The following is a 14,448-nucleotide window of genomic DNA, read 5'->3' as shown; positions in this document are numbered from 1 at the left end:
TCGCTTTTTTTGTTAGATTTAGAATCTTTATGATGGTAAATGTATATATTGAAATTATTGATAAAAAGAAAAATGTATTATATAAACTAATATAGAGATATATTTATTAAAGTTTGATATTGAATTAAACTAAAATAAAAAGCAATTAAAAAATTAATTTTTTATGAATTAATCAATATAAATAATATTTTTAATTTTGCTTATCATTCTAAAGAAAGAAATCTGAAATTAAATATAATATATTGTAATTTAACTAATATTTTGCTATATTATAAATATCTAGTTTTTTGTAAGGAGATAAAAAGGTGAATATTAACAATTTAAAAGAAAAAATTGGGGAACAAGTTACGTTAGGAGCGTGGATTGCCAATAAAAGAAGTAGCGGAAAAATTGCGTTCTTTCAGTTAAGATATGGAGCAGGATTTATACAAGCAGTAGCTTTAAAAGAAGCATTAGGTGATGATAGATATCAAGTGTTACGTCATCTGACTCAAGAAACTTCTATTAAAGTTACAGGAATTATTAAAGAAAATGAAAGAGAGATTTCTGGAATAGAATTAGAAATTACTGATTTTGAAGTTATTAGTGTAGCAACAGACTATCCTATTACCCCAAAAGATCATGGAGTAGAATTTTTGGCGGATAATCGTCATTTATGGATACGTTCTAAAAAACAACATGCTATTTTGACTATAAGAAATCAAATAATTAAATCAACATATGACTTTTATGAACAAGAAGGATTTTTAAAATTAGATCCTCCTATTTTAACTTCATCAGCTCCAGAAGGGACTACAGAGTTATTTAATACTCAATATTTTGATGAAGAGGCATATTTATCACAGTCAGGACAACTTTATATGGAAGCTTGTGCTATGTCTTTTGGAAAAGTGTATTCGTTTGGTCCAACATTTAGAGCTGAAAAATCAAAAACTCGACGTCATTTAATTGAATTTTGGATGATAGAACCAGAAATGGCTTTTTGTAATCATGATGAAAGTTTAGATATTCAAGAAAAATATGTTAACTATTTAATAAAAGATGTTCTTAAAAAGAATATAACGGAACTAAAAGTACTAGGAAGAGATATAGAGGCGCTAGAATCAGCAACTGGGAAATTTCCACGTATAAAATACAAAGATGCAATAAAATTATTAAAAGATAATGGCTTTGATGACATAGAGTATGGACAAGACTTTGGTTCTCCTCATGAAACTTTTATTGCTAATAGTTATAACAAACCAGTATTTATAACACATTGGCCAAAAGAAATAAAGCCATTTTATATGAAAGAAGATCCTAATGAAAAAGGGGTAGTTCTTTGTGCGGACTTAATTGCTCCAGAAGGATACGGAGAAATAATTGGTGGTTCACAGCGTGAAGATAATTATGATATATTATTATCAAATATAGAAACGCATGATTTAAATATAGAAGCTTATCAATGGTATCTTGACCTTAGAAAATATGGTTCTGTGGAACATTCTGGATTTGGATTAGGATTAGAAAGAACAGTGGCTTGGATTACTGGTAACGGTCATGTTAGAGAAACTATACCATTCCCAAGATTACTTAATAGGCTAACTCCATAATGATGAAAAACTTGAAATTAGAAGGTCTTTATGTAAATAAAGACTTATTACTAAATTTTAATAACTACAAAATAACTGCTGATGAAATGCTTTTTTTGTTACAAATTAGTTATATTTCTGAACAAGGAGATCGTCAATTTGATGCTAAACAATTTTCAAAAGAATTGTCAATAACAGAAGAACAATTGTTATCAAAATTACAATCTCTTTATAAAAAAAATATAATTAAAATTAGTGAAACTAAAAGAATAATATTTTTAATATCAAATCAAGAAGATAATTATTATACTTTGAAAGAGTTACTGTCATTAACTGAAAAGTGGGTGAATAGAATATTAACGCCGCAGGAGATAGATATTATTGGAACGTGGATAGATAATAAGTTCACAAAAAAAGATATTCAAGAAGCATTTAATATTTCTAAAAGTGTCAAAAATATCAAGTATATAAATTCTATATTAAATAATACTACTGCTGAATTAAATGACGACATAAATGAGGATGATATTCTAAATTATGACTGGATTAAATAATAAAAAAAATATCAATAAAATTCAAAGATACTTAGATAAAAATTATCCAAATGTAGAATGTGAATTAAATTTTACTAACAATTTGGAATTGTTGATAGCTGTCCTGTTATCAGCACAATGTAAAGATGAGTATGTTAATAGAGCGACAGTAAATTTATTTCGAGACTTTAAAACTATTGACGATTATGCTGAAGCAAGTGTTAATGATATAGAAGAATATATAAGATCATTGGGGCTATACAAAGCAAAATCTAAAAATATTAAGCTATTAGCAGAAATGTTAAGAGACAATTATAACTATATTATTCCTACAACGAGAGAAGAGTTAATAAAATTACCAGGTGTAGGAAGAAAGACTGCAAATGTTGTGATGTCTGTAGGTTTTGATATTCCAACTATTGCAGTGGATACCCATGTAGAAAGAATTTCAAAACGTTTAGGTCTAGCGGAGGACAAAGATACACCGTTAACTGTTGAGAAAAAATTGATGTCTATTTTTCCTAAGAAAAATTGGTCAAAAATTCACCATCAATTAATTCACTTTGGACGTTATAAGTGTAAGGCTAAGAAACCAGAATGTCTTAATTGTGAATTAAAAGATATTTGTAAATATAATAAACTAGGAGATTAGTATGTTCTTAATTTTTCTTTTTGCAATTATTTTTGTTGCAGTAGATCAAATATCTAAATATTTTATTCTTACAAATATGACTTTAGGAGAAAGTATTACAATAATAAACAACTTTTTCTTTATAACTTCTCATAGAAATAGAGGAGCAGCCTGGGGAATTTTACAAGATAGTAGGTTATTTTTTATAATAACTACTATTTTGTTTCTTGTGGCAATATTTATCTATATTTTAAAATCAAAGAAAAATTTTAATAAATTTGATTACATTATTTTTTCTCTAATAATAGGAGGAGCTATAGGTAATTTTATAGATAGATTGAGATTAAGAGAAGTAGTTGATTTTTTGGATTTTAATATATTAGGATATAATTTTCCAATATTTAACTTTGCAGATACTTTTATTTGTATAGGAGCATTATTGTTAGCGATAAAAATATATAGAGAAGAATAGTTAAAGAAGTAGGATAAAATATAAACGTATTAGTATAATATATTTTATTTTACTTCTTCTTTATTTGCTATTACATATACAAATTAAAGACACTGTGGTAAAATATTAAAAAGGTATTTATATTTTTGATGGAGATAATTATGGAATTAGATAAAATAATTAAAATATCGCAACTATATGACTTTTATGGTGATTTACTTAGTGATAAACAAAGCTTGTATATGAAAAATTATTTTTTTGATGATTTATCTTTAGCAGAGATATCAGAGAATTATGGTATTTCTAAACAAGCTATATCTAACAACATCAAAAGAACTATAAATGAGTTAGAACAATTTGAACAAAAGTTAAATTTAATAAAAATAAGTAATGAAAGATTGTTTTTACTTAATGAAATAAAAAAAATAAATAATGATAAAGATATTGATATTTTTGTAGAGCAACTAATAAAATTAGAAGATTAGGAGAAAATTTATGGCATTTGAAAATTTATCAGAAAGATTACAAAATACAATTGCGAAAATAACTGGTAAAGGAAAAGTTACAGAATCAGATGTAAAAGAAATGATGCGAGAAGTCAGATTGGCTTTGTTAGAGGCTGATGTAAACTTCAAGGTCGTAAAAGATTTTGTAAAAAGAATTAGTGAAAGAGCTGTAGGTAGTGATGTTATGAAATCATTAACTCCTGCTCAACAAATAGTTAAGATAGTTAATGAAGAGTTAATAGAACTTTTGGGCGGAGAATCATCAGAATTAACTCAAGGGAAAAAAATGACTACTGTTATGATGGTAGGATTGCAAGGTGCAGGAAAGACTACTACTGCTGGGAAATTAGCATTAAAGGTTAAGAAAACATTAAAGAAAAAACCTTTGTTAATTGCAGCAGATGTTTACAGACCAGCAGCTGTTCAGCAATTACAAACATTAGGAAAACAACTAGATATTCCAGTATTTTATGTAGATAAGGATCCCGTAGATATAGTAAAAGACGGGTTAAAATATGCTGAAGAAAATTACTTTAATTATGTGATAATAGATACAGCAGGTCGTTTACATATAGATGAGCTATTAATGGAAGAGTTACAAAATATTAAAAATGTCACTAATCCAAATGAAATACTTTTGGTTGTGGATTCAATGATAGGACAAGAAGCTGTAAATATAGCAACATCATTTAATGAACAGTTAGATATTACAGGTTTAGTATTAACTAAATTAGATGGAGATACTAGAGGTGGTGCGGCTCTATCAATAAAATCTATAACTGATAAACCTATAAAACTTGTTGGTATGGGAGAAAAAATGAATGATTTGGAATACTTCCATCCAGAAAGAATGGCATCTAGAATTTTGGGTATGGGTGATGTTCTAACTCTTATAGAAAAAGCTCAATCTAGTATAGATGAAGATGAAGCAAAGAAAATGCAAGAAAAAATGCTTAATCAAACATTTACATTTGAAGACTTTCTTACACAGCTTAATCAAATTAAAAAATTAGGCTCATTAAAAGATATACTAGGAATGATTCCTGGAATGGGGAAACAACTTAAAGGTATAGATATGTCACAAATAGATGAGAAACAATTTATCTATATAGAGGCAATAATAAAATCTATGACTATAGAAGAACGTCAAAATCCAGATATTATTAATGTACCTAGAAGAAAAAGAATTGCTCAAGGTAGTGGAAGACCTATAAGTGAAGTTCATAAACTTATCAAACAGTTTGAAGAAATGAGAAAAATGATGAAACAGTTCGGTGGTATGATGAATGATAAATCAAAAAGAAAGGGATTAGGAAGAATGTTTGGAGGGAAGCTTCCTTTTTAAATAATTATGAATAATATAGTACTTTTTCAACCAGAAATTCCTGCTAATACAGGAAATATTGCTAGAACTTGCGTAGGTACAGGAACAAGATTACATTTAATTATGCCTATAGGTTTTTCTATTGATGACAAGCACTTAAAAAGAGCGGGTCTTGACTATTGGGAACACTTAGATTTAGTTATTTGGGATAGTTTGGATCATTTTTTAGAAAATACGGATAGTAAAAATTATTTTTTAATCACTAAGTTTGGTAACAAGGTATATTCTGATTTTGATTTTTCTAATGAAAATAATGAAGAATTATATTTTATTTTTGGACGAGAGACAAAAGGTCTTCCAGAAAGCTTTAGAGAGAAGTATAAAAATCAAACTTTAAAAATCCCTATGACAGATAAAGTACGCTCTTTGAACTTGTCAAATACTGCAGCTATGCTAATATATGAAGCATTACGACAACAAAATTTCAAAAATTTGATTTAATTTATAATTAATTAGGAGAGTAGTATGAAGACTGATTTTCAAATTTCAACAGAAAGTAATAAGAAAAATATAATAGATATTGCTAATAAGATAGGTATTAAAGAAGAAGATTTAATATTGTATGGTAATTATAAAGCAAAAATAAAAGTAGATAATTTAGAATACAGTAATAGTAATTTGATTCTTGTTACAGCAATTAATCCAACTGCTGGTGGCGAAGGAAAATCTACTGTTACTATAGGATTATCAGACGGACTAAATAGAATAGGGAAAAAATCATGTGTAGCACTTAGAGAGCCTTCTTTAGGTCCAGTTTTAGGAATGAAAGGAGGAGCCGCTGGAGGAGGATATGCTCAAGTAGTACCTATGGAAGATATTAACTTACACTTTACTGGAGATATGCACGCAATTACTACTGCTAATAATGCAATTTCTGCAGTTATTGATAATCATATTTTTCAAGGTAATGAGTTAGATATTGCTAATGTTGTATTTAACAGAGTACTAGATATGAATGATAGAGCTTTAAGAAATATTGAAATATCAGTTAATAATGATTTTAAAAGAGAAGATAACTTTGATATTACAGTAGCTAGTGAAATAATGGCAATTTTATGTCTTTCAGAAAATATACAAGATTTAAAAAATAAAATATCTAACATGATAGTAGCATATACATCAAAAAAAGAACCGTTATATATAAAAGACTTTAAAATAGAAGGTGTAATTACAGCTATTTTAAAAGATGCTATTAAACCTAATATAGTTCAAACTTTAGAAAATAATCCGGCTATTATTCATGGTGGACCGTTTGCTAATATAGCACATGGTTGTAATTCTATTATAGCAACTAAAACTGCTCTTAAATATGCAGATTATGTAGTTACAGAGGCAGGATTTGGTGCTGATCTTGGGGCAGAAAAATTTTTCAATATAAAATGTAGAAAAGCTAATTTAAAACCTAAGGCAACAGTAATTGTAGCTACTATAAGAGCATTAAAATTACATGGTGGAACTTCAGGTGAAGATTTAACAGCAGAAAATATAGAAGCATTAAATAGAGGATTATCTAATTTAGAAAAGCATATAGAAAATATTAAAAAATTTAATGTTCCTGTAGTAGTTGCTTTGAATGTTTTTGCTACAGATACGGTAAATGAATTATCATTTATAGAAAAGTGGACAAAAAATAATAAAATTATATATTCTAGAGTAGAGGTCTTTTCTAAAGGAGGAGAAGGAGCTACAGATTTAGCTAATAAAGTAGTTAAATTAATAGAAAGTAATAATCAAAAATTTAGATACCTTTATAATGATGATCAATCTATTTTAGAAAAAATAGAGACAGTATGCAAGGAAATATATGGTGCAACTGCAGTAGAATTAACTCCAGAATGTCTAGAAGAGATAAATAATATTAACAAATTAGGATTTTCAGAATTACCTATATGTATGGCAAAAACACCGCTATCTCTATCGGATAATCCAAATTTAAAAGGGAGACCTGAAAATTTCACAGTTAAAATCACAGATATTAAGTTAAAAAGCGGAGCTGGATTTATAGTTGTGTACACTAATAAAATATTAACAATGCCAGGATTACCTAAAACCCCAAATGCACTAAATATTGATATAGATGAAAATGAAAATATCGTGAATATTTTTTAAATATAATTAAAACTATATAATGAAGTCTAGTATTGTCATTATATAGTTTTTAAATTTAATATGTGTTATAATAAGATGATATACTTTAGAGAGGGGCTATTTATGCTAGAATTTAGAGATGTATCTTTTAGATACACTAGCACAGATGACTATATATTAAAAAATATTAATTTTAAAATTAACACAGGAGAATGGCTGACTATTTTGGGAAGTAATGGTAGTGGTAAAACAACTTTGCTAAAATTAATTTACGGTCAAGTAAAGCAAAATTCAGGTAGTATTTATTATAATAACGAAGAACTTACAGATGATAATTTCTCAAATATTATTAATGATTTAGCAGTAGTTTTTCAAAATCCTGACAGTCAATTTGTAGGTAACACTGTAGAAGAAGATATTGCCTTTGGTCTTGAAAACAGAAACTTTTCAAGAGATGATATGGAAAAGATAATAACCGAAATGCTCATTGCTGTTGATATGGAAAATCTAAGAAAAAAAGAACCGAAAGATTTATCTGGAGGTCAAAAGCAACGTGTAGCTATAGCTTCTGCATTAGCTCTATATCCTAAAATATTGATCCTAGATGAGGCAACGAGTATGTTAGATCCTAAAGCAAGAAAACAATTATTAAAGTACATAAAGAAACTACAACTTGAAAGAAATATTACTGTAATATCAATTACTCATGATGTTGATGAAATAAAATATAGTGATAGCATTATATTACTTAATAAAGGAAATATAGTAATTAACGATAAATCTGCTAACTTGTATAATTTAGTATATTTATTAGAAAAATATGATATAGCAATCCCTTTTTTAGAAAAATTAAAAAAAGATATTAATCAAATTTGTAATAAAGATATTTTTATTGAAAAAGATAGTAAGGAGGATATAATTGAGAAGTTATGCAAGTTAATTTCGAAGAAGTAAATTTTGTTTATAATCCAGAAACTCCTTATGAAAATAAAGTTTTAAAAAATGTTAGTTTAGAAATTCCTAGTGGAAGTTTCACTGCAATAATAGGAAAGACTGGTAGTGGTAAGTCAACTTTGATAGAGCACATTAATGGAATATTAATAGCTAATAGTGGGTCTGTTAAACTAAATAACTTTACAATAGAAAAGAAAAAAACTAGAAAAGAAAATAAATTATTAGAGAAAAATTTAGTTAAAATAAGAGAAAAAGTAGCAATGCTGTTTCAATTTTCAGAACAACAACTTTTTGCTAATACAGTCTTAGAAGATATAATGTTTGCTCCAATAAATTATGGAATTTCTAAAGAAGATTCTGAAAAAAGAGCTTATGAACTAATAGAAATGATAGGATTAAACAAAGAGTATTTAAAAAAATCTCCTTTTGAATTATCTGGAGGAGAGATGAGAAAAGTTGCTTTATGTGGTGTTTTGGCACAAAGTCCAGATATTTTGATTCTGGATGAACCTTTTATAGGATTAGATTTTAAAAGTAAAAATGAATTAATGAACCTTATAAATAAAATATATAGAGAACAAAATATAACTATTGTATTTATAACGCATGATATGGAGTTTGTATTAAAATATGCTACAGACATTGTTATAATGAAAAATGGAGAAGTTGTAGTAAAAACAAAAGATAAAGATGAATTTGTTGATATCCTTTCTAAGGAGGAGTACAACTTATCATTGCCTGAAATAATAGATTTTCAAAATGCTTTAAAAGAAAGAGGAGTAGTTTTATCAAAACTACATTATGATTACGAAAGCTTACTAAAAGATATTATGAGTAGATTGGAGCAAAAAAATGAATAATTCTCTTTTTAGTAAGTATATAGCAGCAAATACTATCATTCATAATTTAGATCCTAGAGTTAAATTAATTGGAACGATTGTTTATTTAATAAATATTTTTATAGCTAGAACGATAGCAGAATTCATTATTTTATTTATTTTTTTATTTGTAGTAGAGTATTTAGCACAAATTAATTTAAAATACCTACTGTCTGGATTTAAGTCAATATTATTTATAGTATTTTTCACAGGGATAATTCATATTATTTTTAACAAATCAGGAGATATAATACTAACTATTTCAAGCTTCAATCTTTATAGTGGAGCAATATATAACATTATATTAATATGTATTAGGTTTTTCTTAGTTGTAGCTATAATGATTATATTTATGATAACTACTTCTCCTACAGAACTAATGTCATCAGTAGATAAGGGACTCGAGCCATTAAATAAATTAGGTATTAATGTAGCTACGTTTTCTTTGCTGTTATCTATATCAATAAGGTTTATTCCAACTATAGGGGAAGAAACTAACAGAATAATAAATGCACAAGTTTCAAGAGGAGCTAATATACGTGCTTCAGGAATTATTGAAAAAGTAAAGAATTTTATTCCTATATTAATTCCTATATTTATCGCTACTTTAAAAAGAGCAGATGAATTAGCTACAGCTATGGAAGTAAGAGGATATAATCCTGATATGAAGAGAACAAAATATAGAAAACTAGAGTATACCAATTATGATTATTTAGGATATTTTATAATATTACTATTAACATTATTTATTGTTATATAAAATTAGGAGTATAGATGAGTATAAAAACAGAAATAATAGAAATAAATATAGATGATAATCAAATTTTTGAAAAATTAAAAGATTACTATAAAAAAGGTAAACTGGTAGCCATCCCGACAGAAACTGTTTATGGACTCAGTGCTGATGCTACTAATGACAAAGGTACTAAAAATATCTATAAAGCTAAGGGCAGACCTAGCGATAATCCTTTAATAGTTCATTTTGCTAAGTTAGAACAATTAGACAATATTGTCAGTCTTGACAATGAGAATGTAAAAAAATTAATAAGTGCTTTTTGGCCAGGTCCTATGACTGTAATTTTACCTATTATAAATAAAGGAATAATATCAAAAAATGTTACAGCAGGATTAGATACTTTAGCGGTTAGAATGCCTAAAAATAAAGTAGCTAGATTAATTTTAGAAAAAACTAATGTTTTACTAGCTGCACCTAGTGCTAATACTAGTGGAAAGCCTTCTCCAACAAAATTTGAACATGTCTATAATGATTTGAATGGAAAAATAGATGTAATAATAAAATCAGAAATATCAGAATTAGGATTAGAAAGCACCGTTATTGATTGTACCAAGTATCCTTTTGCTATAGTTCGTCCAGGTAGTATAACAAAAGATGACATTGAAAAAGTATTAGGAGAAGGATCGATTTATTATAACAATCAAGAAGATGTAACAAAGATAATATCCCCAGGTATGAAGTATAGACATTATTCTCCTGATGCTGACTTAATAATTTATACAGGTAGTGAAGATAGTTTATTAGATATTTTAAAAAACAAAGGTTCAGAAATAGGGTTTATAACTTATGAAAATATGAAAAATAAATTAGAAAACTTTAGTGTGAATATAAAATATTTAGCTGACAGTGAAGAAAATATTGAAGAATGTAATAAAAATCTGTATAATATTCTAAGGGAGTATGATAATGAAAATGTAGAGAAAATATATATCCTAGATATATTAGAAACAGATAAATCAAAAGCACTTGTAAATAGACTAAGAAAAGCAAGTAGTAAAAAATAATAATTAGAGGTTAAATTTATGTCGAAAAAATTGTATGTCGTTATACCTTGCTATAACGAAGAAGAAGTTTTGTTTGAGACAGCTAAAAGAATAAAAACGAAAATGAACAGTATGATGGATGATAATTTAATTTCATCTGATAGTAGAGTTGTCTTTGTAAATGATGGTTCCAAAGATAAAACTTGGGAAATGATAGAAGAATTACATAATCAAGATGATATTTTTAGTGGAATTAATCTAAGTAGAAATAGAGGTCACCAGAATGCTCTTTTAGCAGGACTTATGACTGTAAAAGATTATTGCGATGTGTCAATTTCTATGGATGCTGACTTACAAGATGATATTAATGCTATGGACAAAATGATGAAAAAGTATTTGTCAGGTAAAGATATAGTTTATGGAGTACGTTCTGCTCGTAAAACAGATACATTTTTCAAGAGATTTACTGCTGAAGGTTTTTATAAAGTAATGGAAAAACTAGGAGCAAATACAGTATTTAATCATGCTGATTATCGCTTAATGAGTAAAAGAGCTTTAGAAGGTTTAGCAGAATTTAAAGAAGTTAATTTATTCTTACGTGGATTAGTTCCTATGATAGGATATCCTACGGATATTGTAACTTATGAAAGATCAGAACGTTTTGCTGGAGAAAGTAAATATCCATTATCAAAAATGCTATCTTTTGCATTTGAAGGAATAACATCATTATCTGTTAAATTGATTAGATTTATTACTATAGCAGGATTTTTAATGATTTTTGTATCTATTATATTCTTTGTTTATAGCATATTGAGCTATTTATTTGGTAATGTAAGTAAGGGTTGGTCTAGTTTAATGATTTCTATATGGTTTATAGGAGGAATGATTATGATGTCATTAGGTATTGTTGGAGAATACATAGGAAAAATATATCTAGAAACAAAAGAAAGACCAAGGTTTATTGTTGAAAAATTTTTAAATAAATAATTTGCTAAGGAGCCTTATGAAAAAAGAATTAATTTCAAAATTTCTAGTATCATTAGTAGCCATTTTATTTTTTATATTAATGGCATTAAATTCTTTTTTAGTATTGACTAAAACAGCAATATTTCCTAGTGATTATCAAGAAACACTTTATTATTCACACGATAATACTATACTGAACATTGTATTAGTTATATTGTTCAGTATAGCACTATTTTTTTTGTCTAAATATATCAAAAAGATAATAGGAATAAAAAGATTTGTTTTGTTAGCAATGATTTATTTATTCATTGTGAGTTTATTGTTTGCAATACTAAGACGAGATTATGTTCAATATGATCCTTTTAATGTTATAGACCAAGCTAGCAATTTTTTAAGAGGTAATTATACTGGCTTAGAAAAAGGTAATAATTATTTATACATTTATTCTCATCAAATAACTACAGTATTTATGTTTCAAATATTGTTTGCAATATTTGGACGAGTTACATTTATATTATATTTACTGCAATGTTTTTCAATAAGTTATATATTATTTATGTTATACAAAATATCAAATATTTTATTTAATAATGAAGATACTGCTTATATAACAGTTATCTTAACATTATTTAGTTTTCCATTAGTATTTTATGTAGCATTCATATATGGTACATTACCAGGAATGTTTTTAACTCTTTTGGCATTTTATCATTTTATAAAATATTATAAAACAAAAAATTGGTATGATTTAGTAATAGTACTACTTTCTATAAATGTTGCTATTTTATTAATTGGTAACAATCTTATAAATATGCTAGCTATATTTTCTGTTGCAGTAATTCTACTAATAAAGAAATTTGATAAAAAGATTTTATTATTTATGATATGTACTCTTATATTTATGACTGGAGCAAAGAGTACTATAGAAAATTATTATTCAGTAGCGTCTCAAAAAGATATTCCCAAAGGAGTTAATAAGATATCTTGGATAGCGATGGGAATGCAAGAAGGAGATAGAGAAGCAGGATGGTGGAATAAATTTAATTATGATATTATGACAGAAGAAGACTATGATAATGATAAAGTAGTTGAAATTTCGAAAAAATCAATTATGCAAAGAGTTGATGTTTTTCAAAAAAATCCTAAATATGCACTTGATTTTTATGTTAGAAAATATGAAAATCAATTTATAGAACCTACTTTTCAGAGTTTAGTTATAACAGTGCCACAAAAAGATGTTGAAGAAGGAAATATATTAATAGCAATAAAAAATAAAATATTAAAAGAGTTATATTTTGGTACTACTAATAAGATTTTGTTTTTTATAATGAAGATTATGCAAATCTTTATTTATGTATTTACAATGGCTTTTGCTCTAATAACTTTTAAAAAGAAAAAAGAAAATTACCTGATTATTCCTATATCATTTATAGGTGGAACTATATTTCATATGGTTTGGGAAGCAAAAAGTAGATATATATTCCCTTATTTTATTTTTTTAATACCATTGGCTGCTTATGGATTTAATATTACTAAAGATATAGTTGTAAAATATTATAATAAGAAAAGAGGAAAAAATTATGTTGAAAAAATTTCTTAAATCTATAACAAGTATAGGACTTCTTATTTGCTTGGTTAGTCCTAGTATTAATGCAACAGATATCTACGTACCATTTCCTCAAAAAGAAGAAGTAGACCAAACAGAAGAAATATATTTTCGTGATTTAAATTTAAAAGAAGCAATATTAGAATATTATAAGTTTCATATAGATAAAGAATATAGAGATGACAAAATTACAAAAGGTATGATGAGTAAATTTACAACTCTATATTTGCCATGGGCTAATATTTTCTCTCTAGAAGGCTTAGAAAATGCAGTTAATTTGAAAAATCTTAATTTGGCGAATAACTTTATAGAAGATATAACTCCTATATCGAAAATTACTACATTAGAAGATTTAAATATAAATAATAATAAAATAAAAGATGCAAATAGCTTAAGTAAGTTGACAAATTTGAAAAAATTGTCAATAAGAAAGAATATAATAACTAACTTAGAATTTTTGAATAATATACCTGTTGAAGAATTAGACATATCATATAATGGGATATTAAAAAATTCAATAGCAGAAGAAGTAGATTTATCTAAAATTAGAACTTTAAAAATAACAGGTTTAGGTATAGAAAATATTAATTTTTTAAAAACAGCTACAAAATTAGAAAGCTTATTCGCAGAGGAAAATAAAATAAAAGATTTATCTCCTATAGCTAATTTAACAAACTTGAGAATGTTATTTCTTGATAAAAATAATATAGATGATTTATCTGCGTTAAAAAATTTAGAAAAACTAGCAGAGTTAAGTCTTGCAAAAAATAATGTTACGGATATAACTTCTCTTGAACATAAAAACGAATTGTACAGATTAATATTAGATGGAAATAAATCACTTAGTAATATTTCTATTTTATCAACGGCAACAAACTTATCTAGCTTGTCTATTAGTGATACTATAGTTTCTGATATAAGTTCATTAAATAACTTAAAATATATTTTTTATGTATCACTTATAAACACTAATGTTTCCAAAGATAGTCAAGACAATTTCAGAGAATATAATGAAGATTATAAAAAGACTCAAAATATTGATAAAAAGGTAGAAATTGTAGGAAATACAGTAGGCAAATATTTCACAATAAAAAATTATAT

15 protein-coding genes are annotated in these 14,448 nt (G+C 26.4%); all 15 read left to right on the top strand.

Annotated elements, in window-relative coordinates; genetic code table 11:
• Positions 1 to 305: 305 nt before the first annotated feature.
• The gene (asnS, locus tag HZY83_RS00585; protein WP_179942176.1) at positions 306 to 1,592 is read left to right on the top strand and encodes an asparagine--tRNA ligase; all 1,287 of its coding nucleotides are present in this window, start codon (positions 306 to 308) and stop codon (positions 1,590 to 1,592) included.
• Entirely contained in the window at positions 1,592 to 2,125 is a 534-nt protein-coding gene (locus HZY83_RS00580; RefSeq protein ID WP_179942175.1) for a DnaD domain protein, read from the top strand. The genes asnS and HZY83_RS00580 overlap by 1 nt, the downstream gene beginning before the upstream one ends.
• Positions 2,109 to 2,756 carry an endonuclease III gene (nth, locus tag HZY83_RS00575; RefSeq protein WP_179942174.1) on the top strand — a complete coding sequence of 216 codons (648 nt, stop codon included), beginning with the start codon at positions 2,109 to 2,111 and terminating at the stop codon, positions 2,754 to 2,756. Before HZY83_RS00580 ends, nth begins: the two co-directional genes overlap by 17 nt.
• A 1-nt stretch (position 2,757) precedes the next feature.
• Positions 2,758 to 3,207, top strand: a complete 450-nt coding sequence (gene lspA, locus HZY83_RS00570) for a signal peptidase II (RefSeq protein WP_179942173.1) — start codon at positions 2,758 to 2,760, stop codon at positions 3,205 to 3,207.
• A gap of 140 nt (positions 3,208 to 3,347) precedes the next feature.
• Positions 3,348 to 3,671, top strand: a complete 324-nt coding sequence (gene ylxM / locus HZY83_RS00565) for a YlxM family DNA-binding protein (protein ID WP_179942172.1) — start codon at positions 3,348 to 3,350, stop codon at positions 3,669 to 3,671.
• A gap of 10 nt (positions 3,672 to 3,681) precedes the next feature.
• The gene (gene ffh / locus HZY83_RS00560) at positions 3,682 to 5,037 is read left to right on the top strand and encodes a signal recognition particle protein (RefSeq protein ID WP_179942171.1); all 1,356 of its coding nucleotides are present in this window, start codon (positions 3,682 to 3,684) and stop codon (positions 5,035 to 5,037) included.
• A gap of 3 nt (positions 5,038 to 5,040) precedes the next feature.
• Positions 5,041 to 5,517, top strand: coding sequence for a tRNA (uridine(34)/cytosine(34)/5-carboxymethylaminomethyluridine(34)-2'-O)-methyltransferase TrmL (gene trmL / locus HZY83_RS00555; RefSeq protein ID WP_179942240.1), 477 nt, complete (start codon positions 5,041 to 5,043; stop codon positions 5,515 to 5,517).
• Positions 5,518 to 5,541: 24 nt separating this feature from the next.
• Positions 5,542 to 7,185 carry a formate--tetrahydrofolate ligase gene (locus HZY83_RS00550; RefSeq protein ID WP_179942170.1) on the top strand — a complete coding sequence of 548 codons (1,644 nt, stop codon included), beginning with the start codon at positions 5,542 to 5,544 and terminating at the stop codon, positions 7,183 to 7,185.
• 102 nt (positions 7,186 to 7,287) lie between these two features.
• Entirely contained in the window at positions 7,288 to 8,118 is an 831-nt protein-coding gene (locus tag HZY83_RS00545; protein ID WP_179942169.1) for an energy-coupling factor transporter ATPase, read from the top strand.
• Positions 8,094 to 8,978, top strand: a complete 885-nt coding sequence (locus HZY83_RS00540) for an ATP-binding cassette domain-containing protein (protein WP_179942168.1) — start codon at positions 8,094 to 8,096, stop codon at positions 8,976 to 8,978. The genes HZY83_RS00545 and HZY83_RS00540 overlap by 25 nt, the downstream gene beginning before the upstream one ends.
• Positions 8,971 to 9,756, top strand: a complete 786-nt coding sequence (locus HZY83_RS00535; protein WP_179942167.1) for an energy-coupling factor transporter transmembrane component T family protein — start codon at positions 8,971 to 8,973, stop codon at positions 9,754 to 9,756. The genes HZY83_RS00540 and HZY83_RS00535 overlap by 8 nt, the downstream gene beginning before the upstream one ends.
• A 14-nt stretch (positions 9,757 to 9,770) precedes the next feature.
• Positions 9,771 to 10,796 carry an L-threonylcarbamoyladenylate synthase gene (locus tag HZY83_RS00530; protein ID WP_218925284.1) on the top strand — a complete coding sequence of 342 codons (1,026 nt, stop codon included), beginning with the start codon at positions 9,771 to 9,773 and terminating at the stop codon, positions 10,794 to 10,796.
• A gap of 18 nt (positions 10,797 to 10,814) precedes the next feature.
• On the top strand, positions 10,815 to 11,762 hold the full coding sequence (locus HZY83_RS00525) for a glycosyltransferase family 2 protein (protein WP_179942166.1): 948 nt from the start codon (positions 10,815 to 10,817) through the stop codon (positions 11,760 to 11,762).
• 16 nt (positions 11,763 to 11,778) lie between these two features.
• On the top strand, positions 11,779 to 13,341 hold the full coding sequence (locus tag HZY83_RS00520; RefSeq protein ID WP_179942165.1) for a glycosyltransferase family protein: 1,563 nt from the start codon (positions 11,779 to 11,781) through the stop codon (positions 13,339 to 13,341).
• A partial coding sequence (locus tag HZY83_RS00515) for a leucine-rich repeat domain-containing protein (RefSeq protein ID WP_179942164.1) occupies positions 13,322 to 14,448 on the top strand: 1,127 nt, incomplete at its 3' end. The genes HZY83_RS00520 and HZY83_RS00515, both read left to right, overlap by 20 nt.

This window comes from Gemella sp. GH3 (assembly GCF_013415425.1).
Taxonomy (GTDB): Bacteria; Bacillota; Bacilli; order Staphylococcales; family Gemellaceae; genus Gemelliphila.
This window is presented reverse-complemented; position numbering and strand designations above follow the sequence as displayed.

Bases quoted from the DNA above. Each gene is read 5' to 3' on its own strand.
- HZY83_RS00550 (WP_179942170.1), top strand. From the start codon at position 5,542: ATGAAGACTGATTTTCAAATTTCAACAGAAAGTAATAAGAAAAATATA.
- HZY83_RS00540 (WP_179942168.1), top strand. From the start codon at position 8,094: ATGCAAGTTAATTTCGAAGAAGTAAATTTTGTTTATAATCCAGAAACT.
- nth (WP_179942174.1), top strand. From the start codon at position 2,109: ATGACTGGATTAAATAATAAAAAAAATATCAATAAAATTCAAAGATAC.
- lspA (WP_179942173.1), top strand. From the start codon at position 2,758: ATGTTCTTAATTTTTCTTTTTGCAATTATTTTTGTTGCAGTAGATCAA.
- HZY83_RS00580 (WP_179942175.1), top strand. From the start codon at position 1,592: ATGATGAAAAACTTGAAATTAGAAGGTCTTTATGTAAATAAAGACTTA.
- HZY83_RS00535 (WP_179942167.1), top strand. From the start codon at position 8,971: ATGAATAATTCTCTTTTTAGTAAGTATATAGCAGCAAATACTATCATT.
- HZY83_RS00545 (WP_179942169.1), top strand. From the start codon at position 7,288: ATGCTAGAATTTAGAGATGTATCTTTTAGATACACTAGCACAGATGAC.
- HZY83_RS00525 (WP_179942166.1), top strand. From the start codon at position 10,815: ATGTCGAAAAAATTGTATGTCGTTATACCTTGCTATAACGAAGAAGAA.
- HZY83_RS00530 (WP_218925284.1), top strand. From the start codon at position 9,771: ATGAGTATAAAAACAGAAATAATAGAAATAAATATAGATGATAATCAA.
- ffh (WP_179942171.1), top strand. From the start codon at position 3,682: ATGGCATTTGAAAATTTATCAGAAAGATTACAAAATACAATTGCGAAA.
- ylxM (WP_179942172.1), top strand. From the start codon at position 3,348: ATGGAATTAGATAAAATAATTAAAATATCGCAACTATATGACTTTTAT.
- HZY83_RS00520 (WP_179942165.1), top strand. From the start codon at position 11,779: ATGAAAAAAGAATTAATTTCAAAATTTCTAGTATCATTAGTAGCCATT.